Here is a 26,580-nt window from a genome sequence, read left to right as displayed (position 1 = left end):
CCGGCGGCGCCTGTCAGCCGATCGGCATGACACCTGTCATCCGGCGACGCTGACGACGTGCCCGATGGACGACGGGTCGCCCGCCACGTCGAGGAGGGCGGTGGCCAGGTCGGTGCGGGCGATGGACACACCGCCGAAGACGTTGCGGTCGGCCGCCTTCCGGTAGCGCCCGTTGCCCGGTCCGTTCGTCAGGCGGGGCGGGCGGACGATCGTCCAGGCGAGGCCGGAGTCGCGGGTGAGGGCCTCGGCGGCGCGCATGTCGGCGAACGCGTGCTTGAGGAAGCGCCCCAGCAGCGGCTTGGCCACGAACCGGGTGAGGGGGTCGTCGCCCGGCCCGGCGTGGAGACCGGACGCGCTGGTGAGCACGAACCGTTCCGTCCCGGCGGCCGCCATCGCGGCGACGATGCCGCGCGTGCTGTCCGCGCAGACGCTGGTCGGCCGGCCGCCGTCGCGGGTGCCGATGGCGGTGACGACCGCGTCGCGTCCCTTGACCGCCTCCTCGATCGCGGCCGGGTCCATGACGTCGGCCTGGACGACGTCGGCGCAGGCGCGCAGTTCGGCGGGCAGCCCGGCCGGGTCGCGGACGACGGCGGTCACCTCGTGCCCGGCGTCCAGGGCCCGCCGGACGGCGTGCATGCCGGTGCCGCCGGTCGCCCCGAAGATCGTGATCCTCATCGGGTCCCCTTCGATGGTGAGTGAATACTTACTAACCTCTATCGTGGTGAGCATCCACTCACCTGTCAAGGGGGCCTCATTGAGCGCGCGCGAACGGATCCTGGACGCCGCGGCGGACATCATGCGGCGGCACGGGGTCGCCCGCGCCACCACCAAGGAGATCGCGAAGGCCGCCGGCTACTCCGAGGCACTGCTCTACAAGCACTTCCGGGACAAGGAGGAGCTGATGCTGAACGTCATCAAGGAGCGGATGCCGGCGTTCGCGAAGGCGTGCGTCCCGGGCGAGGGGTCCCTGGAGTCCAATCTCGCCACGATCGTCCATGGCGGGCTGCGCTTCTACCGGCAGGCGTTCCCGATGATGGCCTCGATGGTGGCGCAGCCGCGGCTGATGGTGGCGACCCGCGAGTCGCTGCGCAAGTACGGCGCGGGCCCGCAGGAGCCGGTGCGCGCCCTCACCCGGTATCTGGACGCCGAGCGCGGCCTCGGCAGGGTCGCGGCGGACGCCGACACCGCGGCGGTGGCGGCGCTGCTGATGGGCGCCTGTTTCCAGCAGGGGTTCCTGCACTACTTCGCCGAGGGCGACGGCGGCCCGGACCTGCCGGAGTCCGTGGCGCGGGACCTGGTCCGCCCCGTCCTCGCCGAACTGCTCCCCTAAGGGCGCCGGTCGCGCGCACGGACGAAGTCGACGTCCTCCGGCTCGCGTCCGGGCCAGGTCAGCCGGGTGACCGCGGGCGGCGTCTCGGCGACGAGCCGGCCCCGCGCGATCACATGGCTCGGGCGGGTCTGCCGCCGGACGGCGTCGAACGGCGACGCGGCGGGCAGGACGACCAGGTTCGCGGGCCGGCCGGGCTCGACGCCGTACCCGTCGCCGAGGCCGAGCACCCTGGCGGCGCGCCCCGTCACCATGGCGAACGCCTCGTCGATCTCGGCGGCGCCGGTCAGTTGCGCGGCGGCGACGCCGGCCAGCGCGACCTGCAGCGGGGACGCGGTGCCGAGCGGGAACCACGGGTCCATGACGTCGTCGTGCCCGAACGCGACGTTCACCCCGGCGCCGAGCATCTCCTTGACCTGGGTGAGGCCGCGCCGTTTGGGATACGCGTCGAACCGGCCCTGCAGGCACAGGTTGGCGAGCGGGTTGCAGACGAGGTTGACGCCCGAGCGGGCGAGGATGCGCTGGAGCTTGTAGGAGTAGGCGCCGTTGTAGGAGCCCATCGCCGTGGTGTGGGAGGCCGTGGCCCGGTCGCGGAGCCCGCCGCGCCGCGCGAGCGTGGCCAGCACCTCCACGAACCTGGACTGCTCGTCGTCGATCTCGTCGCAGTGCGCGTCGAGCCGCAGCCCGTACCGCTGCGCGATGCCGAACGCGATCTCCAGGGAGCGGACGCCGTCCTCGCGGGTGTCCTCGAAGTGCGGGATGGCGCCGACCGCGTCCACGCCGCGCCGGGCCGCCTCCTCCAGCAGTCCGGCGCCGTCGTCGAAGGAGCAGATGCCCTCTTGGGGGAACGCGACGATCTGGAGCCCGATGACGTCGGCGACCTGTTCGCGGACTTCGAGCATCGCGTCCAGCGCGACCAGCCCGGGGTCGGTGACGTCCACGTGGCTGCGCACGTGCAGGACGCCGTTGGCGGCGTACCAGCGCAGCACCTCCGACGCGCGGGACACGACGTCCTCGCGGGTGAGGGACGTCTTGCGCTCGCTCCAGACGGCGATGCCCTCCCACAGTGAACCGGACGCGTTCCAGCGCGGTTCACCGGCGGTCAGGGTCGTGTCGAGGTGGACGTGCGGCTCGACGAACGGCGGGGTGACGAGGTTTCCGGCGGCGTCGGCGAGCGCGTCGCCGGCGAGTTCCCCGGCGGGCGCGATGCGGCCGAAGCGGTCGCCGTCGATCCCGATGTCGTGCAGGCCGTCCCGGCCGATGAGCCGGGCGTTCGTCACGAGGCGCATGCGACCCCTCAAGGCGTGATGTCGGTCAGGCGGGTCTTGACGACCTTGCCCATGGCGTTGCGGGGCAGCGAGCCGACCAGGTGGACGACGCGCGGCCGCTTGTGCACCGACAGGCGTTCGGCGACGAAGTCGATGAGCTGCTTCTCGCCGACCCCTTCGGCGACGACGTAGGCGGTGACCTGCTCGCCGAGGTCGTCGTGCGGGGTGCCGACGACCGCCGCCTCCCGGACCGCGGGATGCGCGAGCAGCGCGTTCTCGATCTCGCCGGCGCCGATCCGGTAGCCGCCGCTCTTGATGAGGTCGGTGGACGCGCGGCCGACGATCCGGTGCCAGCCGTCCGGGCCGATCGTGGCGATGTCGCCGGTGCGGAACCAGCCGTCCGCCGTGAACGACTTCGCGGTGGCCTCGGGGCGGTTGAGGTACCCCTTGAACAGCAGCGGGGCGCGGACGTGCAGCTCGCCGGGCGTCTCCCCGTCCGGGGGGACGGCGGAGCCGTCCTCGGCGGCCAGGCGGGTCTCCACGCCGGGCAGCGGGGTGCCGACGTAACCGGGCCGCCGGTCGCCGCCGGCGCGCGCGCTGAGCGTGATGAGCGTCTCCGTCATGCCGTACCGCTCGACCGGGCGGTGCCCGGTGAGTCCGGCGAGCCGCTCGAAGACGGGCACGGGAAGGGGCGCGCTGCCGGACACGAGCAGGCGGGCGCCGCGCAGGGCCTCCGCGGCGGACGGGTCCGCCGCGGTCCGCGACCAGACGGTGGGGACACCGAAGAACAGGCTGCCGCCGTCGTTCTGCGCCGCCGCCGCGTACAGCTCGGGCTTGGGGCGCCCCGTGTGGACGAGCGGCGAGCCGACCCGCAGCGGGCCGAGGACGCCGAGGACGAGCCCGTGCACGTGGAACAGGGGCAGCCCGTGGACGAGGACGTCGCCGGGCGTCCAGGCCCAGGCTTCGGCGAGCGCGTCCAGCCCGGCGGCGATGGCCCCCCGCGAGATCAGAACGCCCTTCGGCGCGCCCGTCGTCCCGCTCGTGTAGAGGATCAGCGCGGTGGCGTCGGCGGGAACCTCGTCCCGCACACTCCCGTTGTGCGGCAGCGCGCCGACCGGGAGCAGCGGCGGTTCGCCGTCCACGGGCTCCGCGTCGCCGGCGGCCAGCAGCAGGCCCGCCCCGGAGTCGCCGAGGATGTGCGCGCGCTCGGCCGGCCCGGAGTCCGGCGGCAGCGGCACCACGGGCACGCCGGCGAGGATGCCGCCGACGACCGCGGCGACGGTCTCCAGGGACGCCGTGGCGTGCACGGCGACGGCGTCGGCGCCCCGGATCTCCGCGGCGACGGCGGACGCCCAGCCGAGCAGCTCGTCGCGCGGCAGTTCCCGTCCGGCGACCCGCACCGGGCCGCCCGTCCCGCCGAGCAGGTCCATCACTCGCCCCTCTCCTTCTCGTCCAGCTGGAAGTATGCCGTCCGTGCCGGATTCCGCCATGACCTACCCCGCGCTCGCCGCGCGGCTGCTCGTCCTGCCGCCGTCGTGCGGCCCGGTCCGGATCGTCGCGGTGGACGGCCCGAGCGGCGCGGGCAAGTCGACGTTCGCCGACCACCTGGCGGAGGTCCTGGTCGGCGCGCCCGTCATCCGGTCGGACGACTTCCGCGTTCCCTGGGACGCCGACCCGCTGACCTGGTGGCGTCCCCTCCGCCGCACGGTGCTCGACCCGCTGTGCGACGGCCGTCCCGCCGTGCTGCGCCGCTACGACTGGCATCACGACCGCTACGGGCCCGAAGAGGAGATCCCGCCCGCGCCCGTCCTGTTCGTCGAGGGCGTCGGCTCGGCCTGGGCGAAGTCACCCGCCGCCTGCCGCATCTGGATCGACGCGCCCCACGATCTGCGCCGCGCCCGCGCCATCGACCGGGACGGCCCCGAGTACGCCGAAGCCTGGGACGCCTGGGCCGTCCGCGAGTCCGCCCTCTTCGCCGCCGACGGCACACGGGCCCGCTGCGACCTGGACGTGGACGGCACCACCTTCACCCAACACCGTTTCAAGGTGCGCCCCGCAGCCGAGGGGACCACGTGATGACCTCCGTGCGATCCGATCTCCCGAGGGCTTGGAGGTCCGGACCGTCCTGCCGGGCGCGCCCACCGAACCGGTCCTTCCCGAGAGGGGCGGAGCGGTCCTTCAATATGTACCAATAGCGAACTCGGGATGTTCCGAATCCGTCTCCGAATTGGTCCCTGTAAAGTGCGGCGAGCGCATCACAAGAATGAACCGCACAAAGCGTGGCGATAAGTGTCTGCTCCCCTACAATGCGGAGTCATGTCACATCCACCCCCATACGGCCAAGGCCCCCACGGTCCTCCCCCGTACCACGGGGCAGACCCTTACCCGCCTCACCGCGTCCCGGACCCTTATCAATCCCCGCGCGGCGATCATCACCGCCGTGACGGCGCCGGAGCCGTCGCCGGCGTGATACGTGTGATCACCGGCTTCGTCGCGGCGATCTTCCTGCTCCACATCGTGTTCGTCGTGTTCGAGGCGAACCAGGGCAACGGCTTCGTCCACGGCGTCTACAACTTCGCCAAGGTCCTGGTGCTCGGCCTCGGCGACGTCTTCACCCCCGATGACGCCAAGCTCGGGGTCGCCCTGAACTACGGACTGGCGGCACTGCTCTACGTCGTCGTCGGCCAGCTCGTCATCAGCGCGTTCAACCGCCGCTGACCGTCTGAGCCGCCGATCCTGGCGTTGTCCGCGAGGGCCGGACGACGTCAAGATCGGCCTCACGGCGCCGGGTACCGCTTGATCCCCTCCAGCAGCGCCGCGAACTCGGGCCTGCACATCGTCGAGGCGCTGTCCTCCACCTGCGGTGTGACCCAGGACCCCGGCGGCGGCAAATGGATATGGGCGCGGATCGTCCCGTAGAACGAGCGGCCGGGCGTCAGGGCGCTGTGATCAGACGGGCTGGATGCGGGCGCGCAGGAGGCAGAACTCGTTGCCTTCCGGGTCCGCCAGGCAGTGCCAGCTCTCGGTGCCGGTCTGACCGACGTCGGCGGGCCTCGCGCCGAGAACGAGCAGCCGCTCCAGCTCGGCGTCCTGGTCGCGGTCGGTGGCGCTGACGTCGATGTGCAGTGGGAGCTTGCCGGTCCGCGGGTCGCTGCTGGGGCTGAGGATGAGAGTGGGCTGCGGGCCGCCGAAGCCGGCGCCGGGCGGCCCGATCTCGATGCTTCCGTCGTCCTCCCGGCCGAGTTCGACGTAGCCGAGGACCTCGCGCCAGAACGCGGCGAGCCGCTCGGGGTCGGCGGCGTCGATGACCAGCTCACTGATGCGGCATGCCATGGCCGTCAGTGTAGGTAGACGACCTTGGCCAGGCGATCGGGTTTCGTGCTCATTGGTGTCGCCCCCGACCGGCCGTGTCGAACTCCTCGCTTCTGTGGAGGTCCCGGCCGAGGAAGGCCAGCAGGCGCCGGTGCGCGGGCGCGGTGACCGGAGCCGGGATCTCGGGGCCGAACATCCCCGTGCGGCGGAAGGCATCGAAGTCCATGTCCCGCATCGTCGCGAGAAGGCTGTCGCACGCCGGATGGTCGACGAGGTGTTCCTGACCGGTGGCGACGGCGAGGTCCGCGCCGTGGACCAGGACCTCGGTGAGATGGATCGTCGCGGCCATCGGCCCGGGGACGGCGCCGAACCCAAGGCGCACGGTGGCGGTGAGCGCGTCCGGCCGGTGCCATGCCGCACGGTCGAGGGCGGCCGCGGCGGCGAACGCACCCCGCGGGTCGGCACCCAGCCAGTCGTCCTCGTGACGGCCGCCGGGGTCGGCGCCGGTGAGTTCGGCGGCGAAGATCCGCATGCCGCCCACCAGATGGTTGAGCTCGGTACGCACGTCCCAGCCGGGACAGGGAGTGGGGGCTCCCAGCCGGTCGGGGGTGATGCCCTCGACGATCGCCGTGGTCATGTCCTGCCGACGGGTGAACGGTCCGCCGCGATCAAGGAGGGGCTTGCACGCCGGTGAGATCATCAAATGCAAGGATCGGAGTTGCGGAGTCACGATTCGCCTCAAAACGGCATGAGCGAGGACCCTGGGATCAGCTCATGATGATCAATGTCGATCGCACCAGCGTCGCCATGGGGGACGATGTCCTCCCCCATGCTCAGACGATCGAGCTGCCGCCTGAGACGTCCCTGGCCCATGTCGTCGCTCATCTGCTGGAGCGGCACTTCCTCGCGACGATCGCCGGCGGAAAGGCCACGTGGATTCTCGTGGCCGGCGGTCCGCTGGCCGTCGTGGCACAGCAGTGGGACGAACCTCGCTTCCCCGTCGACCCGTCCCGGCCGATCGGCTCGTTCGCCGCGGAGGGGGCCGGCGTCTCGCTCATGTTCAGGTACTGGAAGCAGAACGACCCCGACCGTGTCTTCGAGGACCTCGCCGCCGGACGCGAACCTGAGCGATGATCGCGCGGTGGGCAGGAGCAGGGAGACATGCATGCCGTGGCACCGTTCGGTCTCGCAGAAGGCCGCCGAGGCCGGGCTGGGCGCCGTCCGGCGGGTGCACCGGCAGCGCCGGGACTGGCCCGACTGGATCCGGCTGGCGCCCGGGATTCCGCTCTTCGGCACGGCGGTGGGCGTGGTCGCCGTCTTCGACTGGCGTCTGATCTTCCTGCTGCCCGTCCTGGCCTGGGTGGGCCTGGCCTGCTGGGTGCACCTGGCGCCGCTGCCGGGGCCGCACGGCCCGCGGCTCCGGTTCGCCGTGTGCGAGGGCGGGGTGCTGGTGCTGTCGCGAGCGGCCCCCGTCGCCATCCCGTGGGAGACGGTGACCACGCCGAAGTTCGGCGTGAAAAGGACGACGCTGCGGCTCATGTGGACCGACGGCACCGACGAGCGCCACCTGGACGTCGGGCCGGTGAGCGGTCGCCGGGACCTGGGCAGGGCGGTCGCGAACCGGGGGCCGGTGCGGGCCCGGGCGGCGCCGCGGCTGGCGGTCGTCGCGGTGGGCGCGGCGACTCTGGCGCTTGTGGGATGGATGGCGCAGCCCTGGCTGGTTCGCGCCGTCTTCGGGGAGAAGCCCGAGAAGCTGGAGGATCTCGCCCGCCTCTGCTCGCTGCAACCCCGCCCCTTCGACGGCGTCGCCCCCTACAAGGGAGCGGGCCCGCACCCGCTGGTGTTCTTCGGCGAAGGCGGGGGACGTCCCGACCTCGCGACCGCCGGCGACGGCAGGGCCCGGCCGAAGCCGGACGAGGTACAGCTGGTGGCGTGCAGCGAACCGGCGGGCCGGGTGTCGGACACGCCGCTCCAGGTCTGCGACTACCAGGGCGGCCTGCGCCTGGAGTCCTACCAGGGCCGCCGGCATCTCGACGTCTTCGAGGCGCGCACCGGCCGCAGAGTCGGGCGGCAGACGCTGACCGGTCCCGGCGGCGCGGGAAAGTGCGCCCCTTATCAGCTCGTCCACGGGGATCCGCCCTACACCGACCTCCGGCAGACGGACACCTCTCCCCCGATGAGCGAGTACGAGGCGGCGCTGCGGGCCTACGTCACCGGCCCGCGGCGCTCCTAGGCCGCCGTCACCGGTCGAGGGCGTCGACGTCGGCGGAGGCGGCACCGCCGGAGAGCTCGGAGTAGCCGGGACCCCGGTCGAAGAACGGGACGGTGCCGCGCTCGGCGCGCAGACGCGCGCGGAGAGTCTCGGTCGCCGCCGCGTCCACGAGACCGTCGGCCAGGACGACGCCGTAGTCGTCGCGGGCGCCGTCCAGGGACACCTTGCCGTCGCGCACGTCGGCCGCCACACGGGACGGATCGCGGTTCAGCGGGTCGCCCCAGCCGCCTCCACCGGTCGTGCGGATGCGGATGATCTGACCGGCGCGGACGGGCCGGTCGTCCACGAGGCCGTCCATCTCCTCGCCGTCGATGTCGACGCGGAAGGGACGTCCGGCGCGGCCCCCGTTGACGCCCCAGCACGACAGGATCGAGCGGTCGGCGATCGACATGTAGTGGGCGTCGCGGAGCATCCGGATGTGCTTGTCGTAGCCGAGGCCGCCGCGGTACTCCCCCGGCCCGCCCGAGTCGACGGCCAGGCCGAGCCGCTCGACGACGAACGGCCAGCGCGCCTCGGCGAACTCGGCGGGGATGTTGCGGGAGTCCGGCACGACGTGGATGGTGTCCTCGCCGTCGGCGTAGTAGCGGCCGCCGGAACCGCCGCCGAGCACCTCCCGCATCAGGTAGGGGCCGCGGTCGTCCTCCCCGTAGACGCCGGTGTAGCGGATCGTCTCCTGGTCGGCGGGCATCCGGCCGCCGGTCGCCTTGGCGAGGACCCCGGCGAGGACGCCGAGCAGCCGCAGGATCACGAAGGTGCGGGCGTTCGTCGGCGCGGGGAAGACGGGCGTCAGCAGCGTGCCCTTCTCCGGGAACCGCATCTCGATGAGCGGCACCACGCCCTCGTTGACGTCCAGTTCGGCGGCCCGCTCCGGTGTGTCGGCCAGGTTCCGCAGGACGGGCGCCAGCCACTTCTTCAGGAACACCCCGCCGGAGTAGTCGCCCGCGTGGTTGATCGGGCCCTTGGCCTGCGGGGACGTCCCGGTGAAGTCGATGACCAGGGGAACGGCCGCCGCCTTGTCGACGGTCAGCGTGATGCGCTGCGTGTGCAGGCGGGGCGGGTCGACGCCGTCGTGCTCGGCGTAGTCCTCCCAGACGAACGTGCCGTCCGGGATCTTGGCGAGGAGTTCGCGGCGGAACGTCTCGGTGGTCCGGTCGATGATCGCGTCGAAGCACGCCTCCACGTCCGCGCGGCCGTAGCGGGCGAACAGGTCGCCGAGCCGGCGGGCGCCCATCAGGCACGCCGAGCACTCGGCGTCCAGGTCGCCGGCGAGCGAGTCCGGCATCCGCGAGTTGCGGATCATGATGGCCAGCGCCGCCTCGTTCGGGACGCCCCGGTCCCACAGCTTGATCGGCGGGACCATCAGGCCCTCCTCGAACGCGCTGCGGGCATGGCTCGGCATCGAGCCGGGGACGGCGCCGCCGATGTCGTCGTGGTGCCCGAACGCCTGGACGAACGCGATCACCTCGTCCTCGTGGAACACCGGGACCGTCACGCACAGGTCCGGCAGATGCCCGATGCCGCCTTCCGACAGGTACACGTCGTTGTGGAAGAACACGTCGCCCGGACGCATCTCCTCCGGAGGGAAGTCCCGCGCGATCGGCTGGACGAGCGCCGAGTACGACCGCCCGGTCAGCTTGCGGAGGCGCCGGTCGTGGATCCCGGCCCGGAAGTCGTGCGCGTCCCGGATCATCGGGGACCGCGCCGTGCGCGCGATGGCCGTCTCGACCTCGCGCTCCACCGACGCGAGCGTCCCCTCCACGATCTCCAGCAGGATCGGATCGATCATCGCGTCACCACCAGGTTTCCGTGGCCGTCGAGGCGTGCCGTGAAGCCGGGGTGCAGCGGGAGCGTCGAGCCGAACTCCTCGATGACGGCCGGGCCCTCGATCGTGTCTCCCGGGGCGAGCCTCTCCCGCCGGTAGATCGCGGTCTCCTCCCATGCGTCGAAGTAGACCGTCCGCCCGCCGGTGCGGGCCCGTGCCGGATCGCCGTCGCCCGGCGGACGTTCCACCAGGCGGGGACGTTCGATCGGGCCGATGCCGGAGACGCGCAGGTTGACCCACTCCACCGGGTGGCGCGGGTCGTCCCGGTAGCAGTAGCCGTAGAGCGCCTCGTGAGCGTCGTGGAACCGGCGGACCGCCTCGGCGCGGAACGCGTCGTCCGGCGGCCCGGCGGGCGCGGGGACCCGCACCTCGAACGCCTGCCCGTAGTAGCGCAGGTCGGCGGAACGGGCGAAGCGCCGGCGGTCCTCGGGGAACCCCTCGCGGGCGAGCGCGTCCGCGGCCTCGCGTTCGAGGTCGGCGTAGACCTCGCCGAGCAGCGCCGGGTCGAGTTCGGCGTCGCGGACGACCCGCGTCCGGACGTAGTCGTTCTTCACGTCCACGGTGAGCAGCCCGAACGCCGACAGGTTGCCGGGGTTCTCCGGGACGACCGCCGCGGGCAGGCCGAGGACGTCCAGCAGCCGGCACGCGAGCAGCGGCCCGGAGCCGCCGAACGCGACGAGCGGATAGTCGCGCACGTCGAGGCCCCGCTTCACGGTGATCTGCCGGATGGCGTTGGCCTGGTTCCACGCCGAGATCTCCAGGATCCCGGCCGCGGCCCGCTCGAACGGCAGGCCGAGCTCCTTGGCGAGGGCATCGAGTCCCGAGCGCGCGGCGCCGACGTCCAGGGGTACCTCGCCGCCGAGCAGATGCGGCGGGATGCGGCCGAGCACGGCGTGCGCGTCGGTCACCGTGACCTCGGCGCCGCCGCGCCCGTAGCAGAGCGGGCCCGGGTCCGCGCCCGCGCTGCGCGGCCCGACCTTCAGCGCACCCTCGGGCGACCGCCACGCCACCGATCCGCCGCCCGCGCCGACCGTGACGATGTCGATCATCGGGATCTTCACGGGGTGGCGGCCGATCGAGCCCTCCGTCGTCAACGTGGGTTCGCCGCCGAGCACGACCGCGACGTCGGTGGACGTCCCGCCGCCGTCCAAAGTCACGACGGAACCGTGGCCGCTATGCGAGACGACGAAGGCAGCGCCGAGCGCCCCTGCGGCCGGGCCGGACAGCACCGTCGTGATCGGCTGCCGGGCGACCTCGTCCGCCGACAGCACGCCGCCGTTGCTCTTCATCACCAGCAGCCGGGACGCGACGCGCTCGGCGATCCGCGCCAGGTACCCGTTCATCGCCGGCTTGACGGCGGCGTCGACCAGCGTCGTCACCGACCGCTCGTACTCGCGGTACTCGCGCAGCACCTCGCACGACAGCGACACCACCGCGTCCGGATGCTCGCGGGCCAGCACGTCCCGCATCGCGAGCTCGTGCGACGGGTCGGCGTAGGAATGCAGGAAGCACACCCCGATCGCGAGAACCCCCTGGTCGCGGAACCATCGGGCCGCCGCGACGGCCGACTCCTCGTCGAACGGGCGCAGTTCGGCGCCGGTGTGGCCGAGCCGCCCGCCGACCGTCCGGACCCGGTGCGCCGGGACGATCCGCGGCGGCTTCACCCAGAAGTAGCTGTTGCCGTAGCCGTCCGGGACGCTCTGCCTGGCGATCTCCAGCACCGACTCGAATCCCTCGGTCGTGACGAACCCGAGGTCGTCGATCCGGTCCTCCAGGAGACGGTTCGTCGCGACCGTCGTCCCGTGCGACAGCGCCGCGACGTCCTCCGGCCCCGCGCCGAGCAGCCCGAGGATCTTCGCCACGCCGTCCGCGAACCCCTCCGCCGGGTCGGCGGGGGTCGAGGGCGTCTTGGTCGTGGTCAGGCCCCCGTCCTCGTCCAGCGCGACGACGTCGGTGAACGTCCCGCCCGTGTCGATCCCGATCCGCAGCCGCCTCGCCATGCCGAAAGGTCTACCGGACGCCGCCCACCTGCGAAACCGTCGCAATCTGCCAACGGACGCGGCGTTCTTTCGTGAGGCCGCGCGGAGGCTAGGCTGAACACTTCCATCCGACGCATCCGACGACACACCGCTGGAGCCTCTTCATGGCGCTTGAACGCCCCGAGATCGACTTTCCCGAGGGACAGCCGCCCACGTACCTCGACATCACCGACATCACCGAGGGCGACGGCCCCGAGGCGACCAAGGGGTCGCACGTGTCGATGCACTACGTCGGCGTGTCGTGGTCCACGGGCGAGGAGTTCGACGCGTCCTGGAACCGCGGCGGCACCCTGGACTTCCAGCTCGGCACCGGCCGCGTCATCAAGGGCTGGGACATGGGCCTCGCGGGGATGAAGGTCGGCGGCCGGCGCAAGCTCGTCATCCCGCCGCACCTCGCCTACGGCGACCGCAGCCCCAGCCCGGCGATCAAGCCCGGCGAGACGCTCATCTTCATCGTCGACCTGATGGACGTGTCCTAGCGGTTCGAACGGCGGGCGATCCGGGACCAAGACCGGCCCGGACGCCCGCCGTTGCCGTGCCCGGGGCCGGGACGGCGTCCGAGGAGGTAGCCGAGGGCGACGCCGGCGAGGGCGACCGCCCCGCCGGCGGCGAACGCGACGGTCATCGGCCAGGGCGCGGAGGCCCGTTCCGGCACGGCCGCGGCGCGTCCCGCGTAGACCGGGCCCGCGCCGGACGGGGCCGGCGCGGCGGCGGGTCCGGGCTCCGCGGCGGGCGCGGGCGCGGTGATGTCGCGTTCGACGGCGGCGAAGAACTCCCCCGCGGTCCGCTTGGCGACGCCGCCCAGCATCCGCTGCCCGACGCCGCCGACCATCCCGCCGACGACCGCGTCGGCGTCGTAGTCGATGCGGGTCGTCCCGTCGCCGTCCGACAGCCGGACGCGGACGGTCGCGTCGACCGTGCCGGGTGCCCCCTGCCCGCGGGCGCGCAGCACGAACGAGCGGGGCGGATCGGGATCGGCGAGTTCGACCTGCCCCACGTAGGTGCCCTGGATCGAGGCGACCCCCGCCGTGACCGTCATGCGGTAGGTGTCGGGCCCCGTCTCCTCCAGGGAGCGGCACCCGGGGATCGTCCTGGCCAGGACGGCCGGGTCCTGAAGCGCGTCCCAGACGCGGTCGAGCGGCGCGGCGACGCTGGCACTGCCGGTGAGCTGCATGACCCGACTTTAGAGAACGCCGCCGCCCCGCCGAACGGCAACATGTGCCGAGTACACGCCGAGGGTTGGGCAGATGCGCCCCGAAAGCGGCCGGGAATGGTCAGATATGTCGCGCAGGTTCCGCCGGGTGCGAACCCCGGTCCCCACCCGCGCGTCAACCGATGCGGAACCACCACGGCCCGTCCCCCAGCGAACGGAGTACGCGGCAGATGCGAGGGAAGACGCCCGTCATCGCGATGGTCGCCGCCGGCGTGCTGGGCGCGGCCGCGGGCGGCTGGCCCGTCCTGACCGCCGGGAGGGGCGGCGGCTCCGGGCCGTCCATGCGGACGCAGCTCGCCACGGTGCTCGGCGACCAGAGATGGGCGACGCCGAAACCCGGGTCGTGGACGATGCCGCAGCCCTCCGCCGACGGCCTGCCGCCGGTCATCACCGACATCGACACTCAGGACCGCGTCGTCTTCCTCACCATCGACGACGGCTACACCTACGACTCCGAGTTCGTGAACCTCGTCCGCAAGGAGAAGGTTCCGATCATGACGTTCCTGACCTCGACCTACATCAAGGGCCAGGGGCAGTACTTCTGGGCCATGCGCAACGCGGGCTCGGCCATGGAGAACCACACCGTCAGCCACCCCAACATGGCGACACTGGGCCCCGAGGCGCAGAAGAAGGAGATCTGCGACTCCTCCGACGCGATCGCGAAGCAGTACGGGCGCCGGCCCGAGATCTTCCGGCCCCCGTTCGGCAGCTACAACAAGACCACGCTGCAGGTCGCCAGGGAATGCGGCATCAAGTCGGTGCTCATCTGGTCGGCCGAGTTCTACAACGGCACCTCCGGGCCCGGCGTCGGCTACAACGGCTTCGCCCGCCGCGACGGCGCCAAGGGCTTCAAGCCCGGCGACATCATCCTCATGCACTACCGCAAGGGCCTCGCCGGAGAGCTGCAGATGATCCTCGGCTGGATCAGGCAGGCCGGGTTCCGGCCCGCCGCCGTCCAGAACTACCTGCCCAGATCCCTCGGCGGCAACGCCCCCGACAAGCCCGGCCCCGCCTGAAACCGACCTTCCCGGAGGAATCCCGGTTACGCCGAACGCCCGGGCGGCCCTTCACTAGGGTCAACACGCTGGCGGGGTTGAGGTCCCCCGCTACCCGAGCCGACCCCGCCAGCATCAGACTCGGGGGCCCGGCGTCCCCGCCCGGCCGCCCAGGCGTCAGCCCGCCCGCACGCCCTCCCGGACCCGCAGCGACGGGTCTCCTGCGGCGCGGAGCCGCAGCGTGTACAGGGCGTCCGGGGAGAGCGGCATCGCGTCCACCCGGATGCCCTCCGCGTCCTCCACCGCCGACGCGATCACCGCCGACACCGGGATGACGCCGGCCTCCCCCGCGCCCTTGATGCCGAGCGGGTTCAGCGGCGACGGCGTCTCCAGATGATCGGTCTCGATGCGCGGGACCTCCGTCGCGTACGGCATCAGGAAGTCCATGAACGACGCGTTCAGCAGCTGCCCCGACCCGTCGTACACCATGCGCTCGTACAGCGCGCCGCCGATGCCCTGCGCGACTCCGCCGTGGATCTGCCCCTCGACGACCATCGGGTTGATGAGCCGCCCGCAGTCATGGACGACCGCGTACCGCAGGACGGCGATCTCGGCCGTGTCCGGGTCGATCTCCACGATCGCGGCGTGCGCCCCGGCCGCGAACGTCGACCGCACCGGCGAGTAGTAGTCGCGCCCCTCCAGGCCCGGCTCCTCCCCCGGCGCGACGGGCGGCTCGGTGACGGGCCGGCCGACCGCGAACTGCGTCGCCGCCGCGGCCTCCTCGTCGAACGCGTACCGCAGCGGGTTCGACAGGACCGCGACCGTCCGCAGCGGCACGGCCGCCGACAGGTCGCCCCGCACGTGCACGATCCCGTCGGTGATGTCCAGGTCGTCCGGGTCCGCTTCGAGCGCCTCCGCCGCGATGCGCAGCGCCTTGCGGCGCACCTTCCGGCAGGCCAGCGCGATCGCGTTGCCGCTCATCACCGCCGCGCGGGACGCGAACGTCCCGACCGCGTACCCGAACCGCCGCGTGTCGCCCGTCGTCACCCGCACGTCCTCGACGGGGACGCCGAGCTCCGCGGCGGCGATCTGCGCGAACACCGTCTCGTGGCCCTGCCCCTGCGAGGTCAGGCCGGTCGAGACGTGCACCCGGCCGGCGGTGTCGATCTCGACGTGGCCGCCCTCGTACGGGCCGACGCCGGTGCCCTCGACGTAGACGCCGAGGCCGATGCCGATGCGGCGGCCCCGGGCCGCGGCGGCGGCGCGCTCGGCCTCGAACCCGTCCCAGCCGATCAGCTCCCGCGCCTTGCGGAGCAGCTCGGGGTAGTCGCCCGAGTCGTAGATCAGCGGACGGCCGTCCTGGAACGTGAGGCCCTGGTCGTAGGGGAACTCGCCGGGCTGGATGAAGTTCGCGGCGCGCACGCCGGCGCGGTCCCGGCCGAGGTGGCGGGCGATGCGGTCCATCGTCCGCTCCATGCAGAACACGCCCTGCGGGCGGCCCGCGCCCCGGTACGGGGTGACGATCAGCGTGTTGGTGTAGAGGCTGACGACCTCCGCCCGGTACGCGCCGATCTTGTAGGGGCCGAGGAGCTGGGTGGACGTGACGATCGGGATGATGATCCCGTACGGGGTGTAGGCGCCGTGGTCGTGCAGGATCCGCACGTCCAGCCCGAGGACGCGGCCCGCGTCGTCGAACCCGACCCGGACGTGCTGGAGCTGGCCGCGTTCGTGCGCGGCGGACACGAAGTGCTCGCGGCGGTCCTCGGTCCACTTGATCTCGCGGTCCAGCAGCCGCGCCGCCCACGGGACGACCACCTCCTCGGGCCACGGGTGGACGATCTTCACGCCGAAGCCGCCGCCGACGTCCGGCGCGATCACCTCGACCTTGCCGTTCGGCAGCCCGAGCCGCGCGGCGATCGCGGCCCGCACGCTCGTGGACGCCTGCGTGGACGAGTACACCCGCAGCGAGCCGTCGTCGGCGTCCCACCGCGCGTAGACGCCGCGTCCCTCCAGCGGCATGGACGCGCTGCGCTCGATCGAGAGGCCGAACTCCAGCACGTGCGGCGCGGCGTCGATCGCGGCGCGGGCGTCGCCGTTCTCCTGGACGAGGACGGCCCCGACGTTGCCGGGCACGTCGTCGTGGACGAGATGCTCCGCCCGCTCGGCGTTCTCGATGCCGACGACGGCGGGCAGCGGCTCGTACTCGACGCGGATGCGTTCGGCGGCGTCCTCCGCCAGGTAGCGGTCGCGGGCGACGACCATCACGACAGGCTCGCCGACGTGCCGGACGACGTCGCGGGCGAGGGGGTATCCGGTGCGGCCATGGGTCAGCGCCGGGTGCGGGATGAGCAGCGGCAGCGGCTCCCCCACCCGCCCCGGGAGGTCCTCCCACGTGTAGATGGCGACCAGCCCGTCGACGTCGAGCGCTTCCGACACGTCGATGTCGGCGATCCGGGCGTGCGCGTGCGGGGACCGGACGAACGCCGCCGCCAGCGCGTCCCGCCCGAGGTCGTCCAGGTAGCGGCCGCGGCCGGTGAGGAGCCTGCCGTCCTCGCGCCGCCTGACCGGTTCGCCGAACACCCGGGTGCCCATCACGACTCCTCGGCGATCAGCTCGGCGGCGCGGTGCACCGATTTCACGATGTTCTGGTATCCGGTGCAGCGGCACAGGTTCCCCGAGATCCCTTCGAGCACCTGGTCGTCCGTCGGACGCGGCGTCTCCCGCAGCAGCGCCGTAATGGTGCACAGGAACCCCGGTGTGCAGAAGCCGCACTGCAGCCCGTGGCATTCACGGAAGGCGCGCTGCACGGGCGACGGCGTCCCGTCCGCGGCGGCGAGCCCTTCGACGGTCGTGATCTCGTGGCCGGAGGCGGTGACGGCGAACATCAGGCACGACCGCACCGGCTCCCCGTCCAGCAGGACGGTGCAGCAGCCGCAGACGCCGTGCTCGCAGCCGACGTGCGTGCCGGTGAGCCCGAGATCGTGCCGGAGCAGGTCCGACAGCAGCCGCCGCGCCGGGACGCGGGCCGCGCGGTGCGTCCCGTTGACGGTCAGCGCGACCTCGAAGTCCTCCTCCATCTACTCCCCCGCCTTCCGCATCGCCGCGGCCGCCGCCGCGTTCAGGGCGCGCTCGGTCAGCACGCCGGTCAGGTGCCGCCGGTACCCGGCGCCCGCGTGGATGTCCGGTTCCGGGTCGATCCGCTCCCGGACGTGGGCGGCGGCGGCCGCCCAGTCGCCGTGCGGCCCCGCGGCCTCGGTCAGGTCGAGGACGAGCGGCGTCGCGGAGACGCCGAGGTACCCGGCGCGGGCCGCGTGGATCCGGAGATCTTCGTCCAGTGTGACGACGGCGGCGACGCCGGCGAGCGCGTAGTCGCCGTGCCGCCGTGCCGTCTCGGTGAACGCGGTGCCGGTGCGGGGCGGGGCCGCCGGGAAGAATGCGGAGACGGCCAGCTCACCGGGTTCGAGCGCCGATTCGAGCGGCCCCCGGAAGAACTCGGCGGCCGGGATCGTGCGGCGGCCCCGGGCCGACGCCGCCTCGACCGTCCCGCCGAGGACGGCGAGCACGGCGGGCAGTTCGGCGGCGGGGTCGGCGTGCGCGAGGCTGCCGACGGCCGTCCCCCGGTTGCGGATGACGGGATGCGCGACGTGCCGGAGCGCCTGCCCGAGGAGCGGCTGGACGGCGGCGGCCTCCGCCGAGCGCTCCACCCGCGCGTGCCGGGCGAGCGCGCCGACCCGCACGCCCTCGTCCCCGGCATGGAGGGTGTCCAGCTCGGCGACCCGGTTGATGTCGACCAGGTCGGACGGCGCGGCGAGCCGCATGTTGAGCAGCGGGATGAGGCTCTGGCCGCCGGCGAGCACCTTGCCGCCGGGCGCGGCGGCCAGCGCGGCGAGGGCCTCGCCGAGCGTGCCCGGTGCGTGGTAGCCGAACGGAGGTGGTTTCACCGCGTCGGGCCGCCGATCTCCGTCTCCGACGGCGCGATGACGCCGCCGCCCGAGTCGTCCGGTTTACGCAGCACGTTCAGGACGTGGTAGCCGAGCAGGACGGCGATGGTGCCGAGCGCGATGCCCTGCAGCGGGAAGTCGTCGGTGATCTGCAGCGTCACGTTCCCGATCGCCAGGATGATCCCCGCCGCCACCGGGACGAGGTTGACCGGGTCGGCGAAGTCGACCCGGTTCTCGATCCAGATCTTCGCGCCGAGCAGGCCGATCATCCCGTACAGCACGACGGTGATGCCGCCGAGCACGCCGCCGGGCGTCGCGGCGACGAGCGCGCCGAACTTGGGGCACAGCCCGAACAGGATCGCCACGGCCGCGGCGACGTAGTAGGCGGCCGTCGAGTAGATCCGGGTCGCGGCCATGACGCCGATGTTCTCGGCGTAGGTGGTGGTGGGCGAGCCGCCGACCGTGCTCGCGATGGCGGTGCCGATGCCGTCGGCGGTGATGGCGCGGCCGAGGACGGGGTCGAGGTCGTCGCCGGTCATCGCGGACACGGCCTTGACGTGCCCGGTGTTCTCCGCGATCAGCGCGATGACCGCGGGCAGCGCCAGGAAGACCGCCGAGGTCTTGAAGTCGGGCCCGTGCAGGTCCGGGAACCCGAACCAGTCGGCCGCCTTCACGGCCGCGAAGCCGACCCGGTCGTGCGGGAACGCGGTGGCGACGCAGTACGGGCCCTCGGCCGTGCATGCCTTGCCCGCACCGTCCAGCAGATTCTGGCCCGGCAGCACCGACGTGATCTGCCCCGCGGTCTTGTCGAGGATCCACGAGAGGGCGAAGCCGAACACGAGCGCCAGCAGGATCGTGATGCGCGCCCAGAAACCGCGCAGCAGCACCGCGCAGAGGACGGCGAAGCCCAGCGTCGCCAGCGCGACCCACTGGTCCTGCGGCCAGTAGACGGTGGCCACCACCGGAGCGAGGTTGAACCCGCTGAGCATGACGACGGCGCCGGTCACCACGGGCGGGAACACCCGCTGGATGAGGTCGCCGCCCGCGAAGTGGATGAGCACGCCGATCACGGCGAGCACGGCGCCCGCCACCAGGATCGCCCCGGTCACGGTCGCGCTGTCGCCGCCCGCCGCGCGGATCGCCGCGACCGCCCCGACGAACGAGGCGCTCGTGCCGAGGTAGCTCGGCACCCGGCCGCCGACGATCAGCAGGAACAGGATCGTCGCGACCCCGGACATCATGATCGCCAGGTTGGGGTCCAGGCCCATCACGACGGGGAACACGAACGTCGCCCCGAACATCGCCACCACGTGCTGCGCGCCGATGCCGGCGGTGCGCGGCCACGACAGCCGCTCGTCCGGCCTGACGACCTCCCCGGGCGGCGGCGTTCGCCCGTCGCCGTGCAGCTTCCAGCCGATCACCATCGGGGCCCTCCTGCTCAGCCGACCGCGTTATGCGGGCAAGGTAGATCTACCCCGGTGGGCGGGCATCGGCGACATCTGCCAAAGCCCGCGGCCGGTATTGGGAGGACCGGCCGGTGTACCGGCGCGTCGATCCGGAAGGACGTCCCCCGGCCCACCGCGACCCCGCGTGGCGTCCCGGGATCACCGAGACCGCGACACTACCCTCAGATACCGCGCATGCGCAGTACGTGAAGGGCGAGGGTGAGGTTGAGCCGTAGATGCGCGTCCTCGGTGAACGCTCCGAGCATCCGTTCCAGCTTGCCGATGCGGTACCGCAGCGTGTTGTAGTGGAAGTGGAGCCGGCGGGCCGTCTCGGCGACGTTGAGGTTCGTCTCCAGCAGCACCTGCAGGGTGCGGCGCAGGTCGACGAGCTCCGGCTCGTCGTCGGCGGCGAGGTCGCCCAGGGTCTCCCGGACGAACGCGTGCAGCTCGTCCGGGTCGGAGACGAGGCTCAGCAGCCGGTACACGCCGAGCTGGTCGAAGTGCGCCCGCGCGCCCGCGCCGTTCAGCTGGCGTCCGACCCGGACGGCCTTCACCGCCTGCTCGTACGCCTCGGGCAGCGCCGCCGGGGAGGTCACCGTCCGGCTGATGCCGGTGGAGAACGTCCGCCGCACCGGCAGGTGCTCGGCGAAGATCGACGAAGCCTCCTTGACCATCGCCTGGACGGGGCCGCTCGCCCATTCGGCGGGGTCGTCGCCGTCGGCGCCGACGACCGCGACGACCTCGTGCGCGAAGCTGGCGACGGCCGCGCCGCGGTCGTACCGCCGGACGGCCGTCGTCCACGCGGCCGCCAGCCGTTCCTGCGCGGACCGCTCCTCGGTACCGCGCACGCCGCGCGCCCCGCCGTCGGGCTCTGCGGTCTTGCCACGGCCCTTCCCGTCGGTCTCGGCGGCGCCGCGCGGGCGTCCGTCGAGCTCGGCGACGAGCACCATCATCGGGCGGTCCAGGTTCCAGCCGAACCCGCCGCAGTGCGCGACGACCCGGTCGTCGCCGCCGGCGCGCCCGGCGAGGATGTCGCGCAGGAAGTCGGCGCGGTACTTGCTCTCCACCGCCGCGACGGCCTGCTGCTTGGTCACCACGAGCGCGGCGACGGTGGCGGCCCGCTCCAGGATGCCGAGGTCGGTGCCGCGCAGCGTGCCGGCGGGGCTGAACGCGACGATCCGGCCGTGGTCGAAACCGCCCGCCATCACGGGCACGACGAGGTGGTCGCCGGTGCCGTGCGCGCCGATGACGCCGCAGCCGCCGCGGCCGCACTCCGCGTGCCGGCCGGCGTCGAACGCCCGCATCGCCTGGACGTGCTCGTCCGGCCCGGCGCCGGCGAGCACCCGCTGCTCGCCGTCCAGCACCACGACCGCGACGTCCAGCAGCGTCGCGACCTCGTCCACGACCTCCTGGAGCCCGCCGCCGCACAGCACGATCTGCACCAGCGCCCGGTGCACCTCCTCGGTGCGGGCGAGGACGGCCGCCTGCCGGTTCAGGATGTCGGTCAGGACCTGGTTCAGGATGTCGTCGAAGCCGACGTCGTTCGGGAGCAGGATCAGGGGGAAGCCGCGCCGGTCGGCCTGCGCGATCATCTCGGCGGGGAGCGAGTCCAGGTAGCGGCCCAGTTTGATGGCCAGGGCCGCGAGGCCGCGCTCGTCCAGGTCGGCGACCAGGTTGTCGAGCGACTGGGGGGTGTTGCGGAGGGGGTAGCCGGTGGTCAGGAGCAGCTCGTTCGGTTTGACCCACGACAGGATGTCGGGGACCTCCATCACGTTGAGCCGCTGGACGACGCGTTCGAGTCCGGCGCGTCCGGCGATGAGGCGGGCGCCGTTCAGGGTGCTGACGCCGAGGACCTCGCCGACCGACAGGCCGTAGGTCAGAGTTCCGGTACTCGCGAGCCGGAGGGCCGGTGGGCCCGGGTCCGCAGTGGTGTAGCTCATGCCAGGGGTCACCTCGCCTTTTGGTGCGTACATCGCCCGTTACGGCGTGATCGCTACCGGTTTCTGATCAACACTGACAACAAAGACGAACGATGACAACCATCCTTGGCAGCTTTCTCCATACGTCCGGTGCGAGGGCCGTTCTACGGTCGTCGCGGAGGCCGGGCCGCCCGTGTGCCGGGCGGCCGCCGACAACGGCCTCGGGAGGATCCGTGACCGCTCTCGTCCGCGACCCGATCCGGCTCCCGGCCCGGCCCGGACGGCGGCCCCCCGCCGCCGGCGCCGCGAGCCTCGCGCTGCGGCCGGTGCTCGACCCGCCGCGCCGCGCGGCCCGGGTGATCGCCGTCTTCCCGGCGGCGCTGTACCTGGAGATGCGGGGCGGCCCCGAGCCGCGCGTGCTCGCCGTCGTCACCTCCGACGCCGGCCGGCTGCCGAACGCGGTGGTGGTCGTCGCCACCCGCCGCGAGCATCCGTTCCGGTCCGTCCGCGAGGGCGGCGAGGCGTTCGTGGGCGACGGCCGGATCGAGGCCGACGGGCTGAACGTGCGCGTCCGCCGCTGGTGGGACCCGTCCCCGGCGCTCGGCGGGATGCAGCCGGCCGCGCTCGCCCGCGGCCTGCGCGCCCTGGAGGCCGAACTGACCGCCGCCGGCGCGCTCACCGCCGCAGGGCCGGCGGGCGAGGGGCTGATGGGCGGGGGCCTCACCGGGCATCCGGACCCGGCCGCGCTCGCGGGGGCCTGCGCGGCGGGCGACCTGGCGGGCGCCGTGGAGGCGGCCGAGCGGATCGTGGGCCTCGGCCCGGGGCTGACACCGAGCGGCGACGACATCCTGTGCGGCCTGCTCGCGGCGCTGCGGCTGGTCGGCGGCGCCGTCCGGCACGGTGATACGGCGGTGTGGCTGGCCGACTGGCTCGGCGCGGCCGTCACCGCGGACGCCGGCACCCGCACGACGGCCCTGGCGGCGACGCTGCTGCACTGCGCGGCCGCGGGCAACGCGGGCGGCGAGGTGACCGCCGTCCTGCGCTGCGTCGCGGGCCACGAACCTCCGGCCGCGGCCGTGCGGCGCCTGCTCGCGGTCGGGCACACGTCGGGCACGGACCTGGCGCACGGCGTCCTCGCGGGCTGCCGCGCCGCCCTCGCCCTCACCTCCTCCTCCGCCCAGCATGCTCCGAGGGTGACCGCGTGACGGATTGGGTCGAGGTGCGGCGGGGGAGCTACCACGATTCGGTCACGCTCATGCGGGTGAGCCGGCTGATGTCGGAGCGGCCGGGCGTCGCCGGGGCGATGGTCGCGATGGGCACGGAGCCGAATCGCGAGATGTTCGGGCGGATGGGGTTCGGGGTGCCGGACGAGGCCGGGCCGGACGATCTGGTCGTGGCCGTCCGCGTGGCGGACGGCGGACTCGACGAGGCGCGGGAGGCACTCGACGCGCTGCTGCGCGAGGCGTCCCGCCCGCCCGCGGAGCCGGGCGGGCTCGGGGCGGCGCCGGCCAGGACGACGGGGTCGGCGGCGTCCCGCGGGGACGCGACCGTGGCGCTGCTGTCGGTGCCGGGGCCGCACGTGTTCCCCGAGGCGATGGACGCGCTCGACGCCGGGCTCAACGTGATGATCTTCAGTGACAACGTGCCGCTCGCCGAGGAGATCGCGCTGAAGGAGGCGGCGGCGCGGCGCGGGCTGATCGTGATGGGCCCGGACTGCGGGACGGCGGTGATCGGCGGCGCGGGCCTGGGGTTCGCGAACGCGGTGCGGCCGGGCCCTGTCGGCGTCGTCGCGGCGTCCGGGACGGGTGCGCAGCAGCTGATGTGCCTGCTGGACGCGGCCGGCACCGGCGTCAGCCATGTGCTGGGCGTCGGGGGGCGGGACCTGTCGCCGGAGGTGAGCGGCCGGTCGGCGCTGGCGGCGCTGGCGGCGCTGGACGCCGACCCCGGCACCGAGCTGATCGTGCTGGTGTCCAAGCCGCCCGCGCCGCAGGTGCTGGACCTGATCCGGGAGGCGGCGCGGCGGCTGGACACCCCCGTGGTGTTCGCGCTGCCGATGCCCGGCGAGGACGACCTGACGCGGGCGGCGGAGAAGGCGCTGAAGGCGCTCGGCCGGACCGCTCCCGAGTGGCCGCGCTGGCCGTCGTCCCGGCGTCCGGCGCGCGCGGGCGGGCGGGCGCTGCGCGGGCTGTTCGCGGGCGGGACGCTGCGCGACGAGGCCGAGATGATCGCGCGGGACGCCTTCGGCCGGGACCTGGAGGCGCGCGGCCACCGGTTCACCGACTTCGGCGACGACGCCTACACGCGGGGCCGCGCGCACCCGATGATCGACCCGACGCTGCGCCTGGAGGCGCTGCGGGACGAGGCGGCCGACACCGGGTGCGGGGTCCTGCTCCTGGACGTGGTGCTCGGGCACGGCGCCGAACCCGACCCGGCCGCCGCGCTCGCCCCGGTCATCGCGGAGGCGGTGAAGGACCGCCCGGATCTCGCCGTCGTCGTGTCGCTGTGCGGGACGCCCGCGGACCCGCAGGACCGCGACCGCCAGGCCGCCGCGCTCCGCGACGCGGGCGCGGACGTGTTCGCCTCCAACGCCCAGGCTGCCCGGCACGCCCTCGCTCTGGTGGAGGAGCCGCCGGCGGAAGGGACGTCCCGATGAACGACCAGCGGCACCTGCTGGGCGGGCTGCTGTCCCGCGAGCCGAACGTCGTCGCGACCGGCGTGGACGTGCTCGCCGCCGCGCTCGCCGACCAGGCCGTCCCGGTGGAGACGGTCGACTGGCGGCCGCCGCCGGCCGGGACGGAGGCCGCGCTCGCCGCGGTGCTCGGCGCCCCGGGGCACGCGGAGGCCAACGCCCGCGCCGTCCAGCGGATGGTGTCGGCGCGTCCGCACCTGGTGGACGTCCGCCCGGCGAGCGACGTCCTCGGCCTGGAGAAGGGGGCGTTCCTGCACGCGGGGCCGCCGCTGGAGTGGGAGCGGGCGTCCGGCCCGATGCGCGGCGCGCTCGTCGGCGCGATGCTCCTCGAAGGGCTCGCCGAGACGCCGCGCGGCGCCGAACGCACGCTGGAGCGCGGCGCGGCCTCGTTCGAGCCGTGCCACCACCACGCGGCGGTCGGGCCGATGGCGGGCGTCGTCAGCCCGTCCATGTGGATGCTGGTGGTCGAGGACGCCGAGCACGGCGGCACCTCGTACTGCTCGCTCAACGAAGGCCTCGGGAAGGTGCTGCGGTACGGGGCGTACGGGCCGGAGGTGATCGAGCGGCTGACGTGGATGGGCGAGGTGCTCGGCCCGGCGCTGCGGGCGGCCGTGCGGCGGCACGGCCCGCTCGACCTGGTGTCGCTGATCGCGCAGGCGCTGCAGATGGGCGACGAGCTGCACAACCGGAACCGGGCGGCGACGTCGCTGCTGCTGCGCGAGCTGGCGCCCGCGCTGGCCGCGGCCGAGGACGTGCCCCGGGCGAGGGCCGCCGAGGCGCTGCGGTTCGCGGCGGACAACGACCACTTCTTCCTGAACGCGGGCATGGCGGCGGCGAAGGCGTGCGCGGACGCGGCCCGGGACGTCCCCGGTTCCAGCCTGGTCGTGGCGATGGCCCGCAACGGCACCGACTTCGGCATCCAGGTGTCGGGCACGGGCGACCGCTGGTTCACCGGCCCGGCGGGCGTTCCCGACGGCCTCTACCTCGGCGGGTACGGCCCGGACGACGCCAACCCCGACATCGGCGACTCGGCGATCACCGAGACGGCCGGGATGGGCGGGTTCGCGCTCGCCGCCGCGCCGGCGATCGTCCGGTTCGTCGGCGGCGAGGTCCCGGACGCGGTGGCCGCCACCCAGCGGATGTACGAGATCACGCTCGCGGAGCATCCGGCGCTGCAGATCCCGCTGCTGTCGTTCCGCGGCACCCCGGTGGGAGTGGACGTCACCCGCGTCGTCCGCACCGGGATCCTGCCCGTCATCGACACCGGCATCGCCGGGCGGGAGGCCGGCACCGGCCAGGTCGGCGCCGGTCTCGTCGAACCGCCGGCGAACGTGTTCGCCGACGCCCTGCACGCCCTCGCGGAGATCGCGTAGCGCTCCCGGCAGCGGGTAACGTCCCCGGCATGAGCGAGCCGATCACCGGGGAGCAGTTCGCCCTGAGCGCCGGGCCGTACCAGGCCGTCATCACCGAGTCGGGCGCTAGCCTGCGCGAGCTGACGTACGAGGGGCGGCCGGTCGTCCTGTCCCACGGTGCCGACGAGCCCGCCCCGGCGGCGTTCGGGCATCTGCTGATCCCGTGGCCGAACCGCATCGACCGCGGCCGCTACGAGTACGGCGGTTCGGCGCACCAGCTGGACGTGTCCGAGCCCGCCCGCGACTGCGCGATCCACGGCCTGGTCCGCTGGGCGTCGTGGAAGGCGGCCGGGCACGAACCGGACCGGGTGCGGCTGACGCACCGGCTCCTCGCGACCGCCGGCTATCCGTTCCGGCTGGACCTGGAGGTCGAGTACGCGCTGGACGCCGCCGGGGGACTGCGCGTCCGGCACAGCGTGCGCAACGCCGGGACGAAGACCGCGCCCTACGGCCACGGCGCCCACCCCTACCTGACGGTCGGCGAGCCGATCGACGGCTGCACGGTCACGCTCGGCGCCGACCGGTACATCCCGGTGGACGAGCGGATGGTCCCGTCCGGCCCGTCCCTCGACGTCACCGGAACAAGGTACGACCTGCGCGAGGGGCCCGTCTTCGGCGACCGGCGCATCGACAATGCGTTCGCCGACCTGAACCGGGACGGCGCCGGCCGCGTCTGGGTGGTCCTGTCCGGCGGCGGCCGGACGGTCCGGCTCTGGGCCGACGAGGCGCACCCGTGGATGGAGATCTACACCGCCGAGAACGCCCCGGCCCCCCGTTCGGGTCTCGGCGTCGAACCGATGACCTGCCCGCCGAACGCGTTCGCCTCCGGGGAGGGCGTCATCGACCTCGAACCGGGCGCGGAGTTCCACGGCACCTGGGGCATTCTGGCGTCCTGATCACGCGGGATCGGTTCCCTAGCCGGTGCG

Annotated in this window: 25 protein-coding genes; 12 read left to right on the top strand and 13 right to left on the bottom strand. The window is 73.6% G+C overall.

The annotated features are described in order from the left end of the window. Positions 1 to 36 precede the first annotated feature (36 nt). Positions 37 to 675, bottom strand: coding sequence for an NAD(P)-dependent oxidoreductase (locus tag ACQPXG_RS16530; RefSeq protein WP_433468573.1), 639 nt, complete (start codon positions 673 to 675; stop codon positions 37 to 39). A gap of 79 nt (positions 676 to 754) precedes the next feature. On the opposite strand from ACQPXG_RS16530, the gene ACQPXG_RS16525 reads away from it, so the two are divergent. Further along, the gene (locus ACQPXG_RS16525; protein ID WP_433468572.1) at positions 755 to 1,330 is read left to right on the top strand and encodes a TetR/AcrR family transcriptional regulator; all 576 of its coding nucleotides are present in this window, start codon (positions 755 to 757) and stop codon (positions 1,328 to 1,330) included. On the opposite strand, the gene codA is transcribed toward ACQPXG_RS16525, so the two are convergent. After that, positions 1,327 to 2,616 (bottom strand): cytosine deaminase, encoded by a 1,290-nt coding sequence (gene codA / locus ACQPXG_RS16520; RefSeq protein WP_433468571.1) that lies wholly within the window; start codon positions 2,614 to 2,616, stop codon positions 1,327 to 1,329. The genes ACQPXG_RS16525 and codA overlap by 4 nt on opposite strands. Before the next feature lie 8 nt (positions 2,617 to 2,624). Beyond that, complete coding sequence (locus ACQPXG_RS16515) at positions 2,625 to 4,025, bottom strand: acyl-CoA synthetase (protein ID WP_433468570.1); 1,401 nt, start codon at positions 4,023 to 4,025, stop codon at positions 2,625 to 2,627. Positions 4,026 to 4,059: 34 nt separating this feature from the next. Here ACQPXG_RS16515 and ACQPXG_RS16510 point away from each other — a divergent pair, with 34 nt between their 5' ends. The 3 genes from ACQPXG_RS16510 to ACQPXG_RS16500 all read left to right on the top strand — a co-directional run bounded on the left by ACQPXG_RS16510 (position 4,060) and on the right by ACQPXG_RS16500 (position 5,514). Continuing rightward, a complete protein-coding gene (locus ACQPXG_RS16510) occupies positions 4,060 to 4,671 on the top strand; it encodes a uridine kinase family protein (RefSeq protein WP_433468569.1) in 612 nt (203 codons plus the stop codon). Between the two features lie 390 nt (positions 4,672 to 5,061). After that, positions 5,062 to 5,313, top strand: a complete 252-nt coding sequence (locus ACQPXG_RS16505; protein ID WP_433468568.1) for a hypothetical protein — start codon at positions 5,062 to 5,064, stop codon at positions 5,311 to 5,313. 78 nt (positions 5,314 to 5,391) lie between these two features. Then, on the top strand, positions 5,392 to 5,514 hold the full coding sequence (locus ACQPXG_RS16500) for a hypothetical protein (protein WP_433468567.1): 123 nt from the start codon (positions 5,392 to 5,394) through the stop codon (positions 5,512 to 5,514). Between the two features lie 30 nt (positions 5,515 to 5,544). Here the strand turns inward: ACQPXG_RS16500 and ACQPXG_RS16495 are convergent, their stop codons facing one another. Continuing rightward, on the bottom strand, positions 5,545 to 5,928 hold the full coding sequence (locus ACQPXG_RS16495; RefSeq protein WP_433468566.1) for a VOC family protein: 384 nt from the start codon (positions 5,926 to 5,928) through the stop codon (positions 5,545 to 5,547). Between the two features lie 49 nt (positions 5,929 to 5,977). Further along, entirely contained in the window at positions 5,978 to 6,607 is a 630-nt protein-coding gene (locus tag ACQPXG_RS16490; protein WP_433468565.1) for a TIGR03086 family metal-binding protein, read from the bottom strand. 74 nt (positions 6,608 to 6,681) lie between these two features. Here ACQPXG_RS16490 and ACQPXG_RS16485 point away from each other — a divergent pair, with 74 nt between their 5' ends. After that, positions 6,682 to 7,041, top strand: a complete 360-nt coding sequence (locus ACQPXG_RS16485; protein WP_433468564.1) for a hypothetical protein — start codon at positions 6,682 to 6,684, stop codon at positions 7,039 to 7,041. Positions 7,042 to 7,072: 31 nt separating this feature from the next. Then, on the top strand, positions 7,073 to 8,140 hold the full coding sequence (locus tag ACQPXG_RS16480; protein WP_433468563.1) for a hypothetical protein: 1,068 nt from the start codon (positions 7,073 to 7,075) through the stop codon (positions 8,138 to 8,140). Positions 8,141 to 8,147: 7 nt separating this feature from the next. Here ACQPXG_RS16480 and ACQPXG_RS16475 read toward each other — a convergent pair whose 3' ends face one another. Next, complete coding sequence (locus ACQPXG_RS16475; protein WP_433468562.1) at positions 8,148 to 9,965, bottom strand: hydantoinase B/oxoprolinase family protein; 1,818 nt, start codon at positions 9,963 to 9,965, stop codon at positions 8,148 to 8,150. Then, a complete protein-coding gene (locus tag ACQPXG_RS16470) occupies positions 9,962 to 12,001 on the bottom strand; it encodes a hydantoinase/oxoprolinase family protein (RefSeq protein ID WP_433468561.1) in 2,040 nt (679 codons plus the stop codon). Before ACQPXG_RS16470 ends, ACQPXG_RS16475 begins: the two co-directional genes overlap by 4 nt. A gap of 143 nt (positions 12,002 to 12,144) precedes the next feature. Here ACQPXG_RS16470 and ACQPXG_RS16465 point away from each other — a divergent pair, with 143 nt between their 5' ends. Further along, positions 12,145 to 12,519 (top strand): FKBP-type peptidyl-prolyl cis-trans isomerase, encoded by a 375-nt coding sequence (locus tag ACQPXG_RS16465; protein ID WP_433468560.1) that lies wholly within the window; start codon positions 12,145 to 12,147, stop codon positions 12,517 to 12,519. Here ACQPXG_RS16465 and ACQPXG_RS16460 read toward each other — a convergent pair. Continuing rightward, entirely contained in the window at positions 12,516 to 13,214 is a 699-nt protein-coding gene (locus tag ACQPXG_RS16460) for an SRPBCC family protein (protein ID WP_433468559.1), read from the bottom strand. The two genes, ACQPXG_RS16465 and ACQPXG_RS16460, sit on opposite strands and share 4 nt — an antisense overlap. 209 nt (positions 13,215 to 13,423) lie before the next feature. Between ACQPXG_RS16460 and ACQPXG_RS16455 the strand changes: the two genes are divergently transcribed. Continuing rightward, positions 13,424 to 14,269, top strand: coding sequence for a polysaccharide deacetylase family protein (locus ACQPXG_RS16455; RefSeq protein WP_433468558.1), 846 nt, complete (start codon positions 13,424 to 13,426; stop codon positions 14,267 to 14,269). A gap of 156 nt (positions 14,270 to 14,425) precedes the next feature. On the opposite strand, the gene cutA is transcribed toward ACQPXG_RS16455, so the two are convergent. The 5 genes from cutA to ACQPXG_RS16430 all read right to left on the bottom strand — a co-directional run bounded on the left by cutA (position 14,426) and on the right by ACQPXG_RS16430 (position 21,574). Continuing rightward, complete coding sequence (gene cutA / locus ACQPXG_RS16450) at positions 14,426 to 16,840, bottom strand: aerobic carbon-monoxide dehydrogenase large subunit (RefSeq protein ID WP_433468557.1); 2,415 nt, start codon at positions 16,838 to 16,840, stop codon at positions 14,426 to 14,428. Continuing rightward, positions 16,840 to 17,325 carry a (2Fe-2S)-binding protein gene (locus tag ACQPXG_RS16445; protein WP_433468556.1) on the bottom strand — a complete coding sequence of 162 codons (486 nt, stop codon included), beginning with the start codon at positions 17,323 to 17,325 and terminating at the stop codon, positions 16,840 to 16,842. The genes cutA and ACQPXG_RS16445 overlap by 1 nt, the downstream gene beginning before the upstream one ends. Next, on the bottom strand, positions 17,326 to 18,189 hold the full coding sequence (locus ACQPXG_RS16440) for an FAD binding domain-containing protein (RefSeq protein ID WP_433468555.1): 864 nt from the start codon (positions 18,187 to 18,189) through the stop codon (positions 17,326 to 17,328). Next, positions 18,186 to 19,613 (bottom strand): uracil-xanthine permease family protein, encoded by a 1,428-nt coding sequence (locus ACQPXG_RS16435; protein ID WP_433468554.1) that lies wholly within the window; start codon positions 19,611 to 19,613, stop codon positions 18,186 to 18,188. Before ACQPXG_RS16435 ends, ACQPXG_RS16440 begins: the two co-directional genes overlap by 4 nt. Before the next feature lie 203 nt (positions 19,614 to 19,816). Then, positions 19,817 to 21,574: a PucR family transcriptional regulator gene (locus ACQPXG_RS16430; RefSeq protein WP_433468553.1), complete on the bottom strand. Its 1,758-nt coding sequence runs from the start codon at positions 21,572 to 21,574 to the stop codon at positions 19,817 to 19,819. A 212-nt stretch (positions 21,575 to 21,786) separates the two neighbouring features. Between ACQPXG_RS16430 and ACQPXG_RS16425 the strand changes: the two genes are divergently transcribed. The 4 genes from ACQPXG_RS16425 to ACQPXG_RS16410 are packed head-to-tail and all read left to right on the top strand — an operon-like array spanning position 21,787 to position 26,550. Continuing rightward, on the top strand, positions 21,787 to 22,758 hold the full coding sequence (locus ACQPXG_RS16425; protein ID WP_433468552.1) for a DUF2877 domain-containing protein: 972 nt from the start codon (positions 21,787 to 21,789) through the stop codon (positions 22,756 to 22,758). Beyond that, positions 22,755 to 24,206, top strand: coding sequence for an FdrA family protein (locus ACQPXG_RS16420; RefSeq protein WP_433468551.1), 1,452 nt, complete (start codon positions 22,755 to 22,757; stop codon positions 24,204 to 24,206). Before ACQPXG_RS16425 ends, ACQPXG_RS16420 begins: the two co-directional genes overlap by 4 nt. Further along, complete coding sequence (locus ACQPXG_RS16415; protein ID WP_433468550.1) at positions 24,203 to 25,615, top strand: DUF1116 domain-containing protein; 1,413 nt, start codon at positions 24,203 to 24,205, stop codon at positions 25,613 to 25,615. Before ACQPXG_RS16420 ends, ACQPXG_RS16415 begins: the two co-directional genes overlap by 4 nt. 29 nt (positions 25,616 to 25,644) lie before the next feature. After that, the gene (locus ACQPXG_RS16410; RefSeq protein WP_433468549.1) at positions 25,645 to 26,550 is read left to right on the top strand and encodes an aldose 1-epimerase family protein; all 906 of its coding nucleotides are present in this window, start codon (positions 25,645 to 25,647) and stop codon (positions 26,548 to 26,550) included. Positions 26,551 to 26,580 lie beyond the last annotated feature (30 nt).

Source organism: Spirillospora sp. CA-128828 (assembly GCF_050945415.1).
Taxonomy (GTDB): Bacteria; Actinomycetota; Actinomycetes; order Streptosporangiales; family Streptosporangiaceae; genus Spirillospora.
This window is presented reverse-complemented; position numbering and strand designations above follow the sequence as displayed.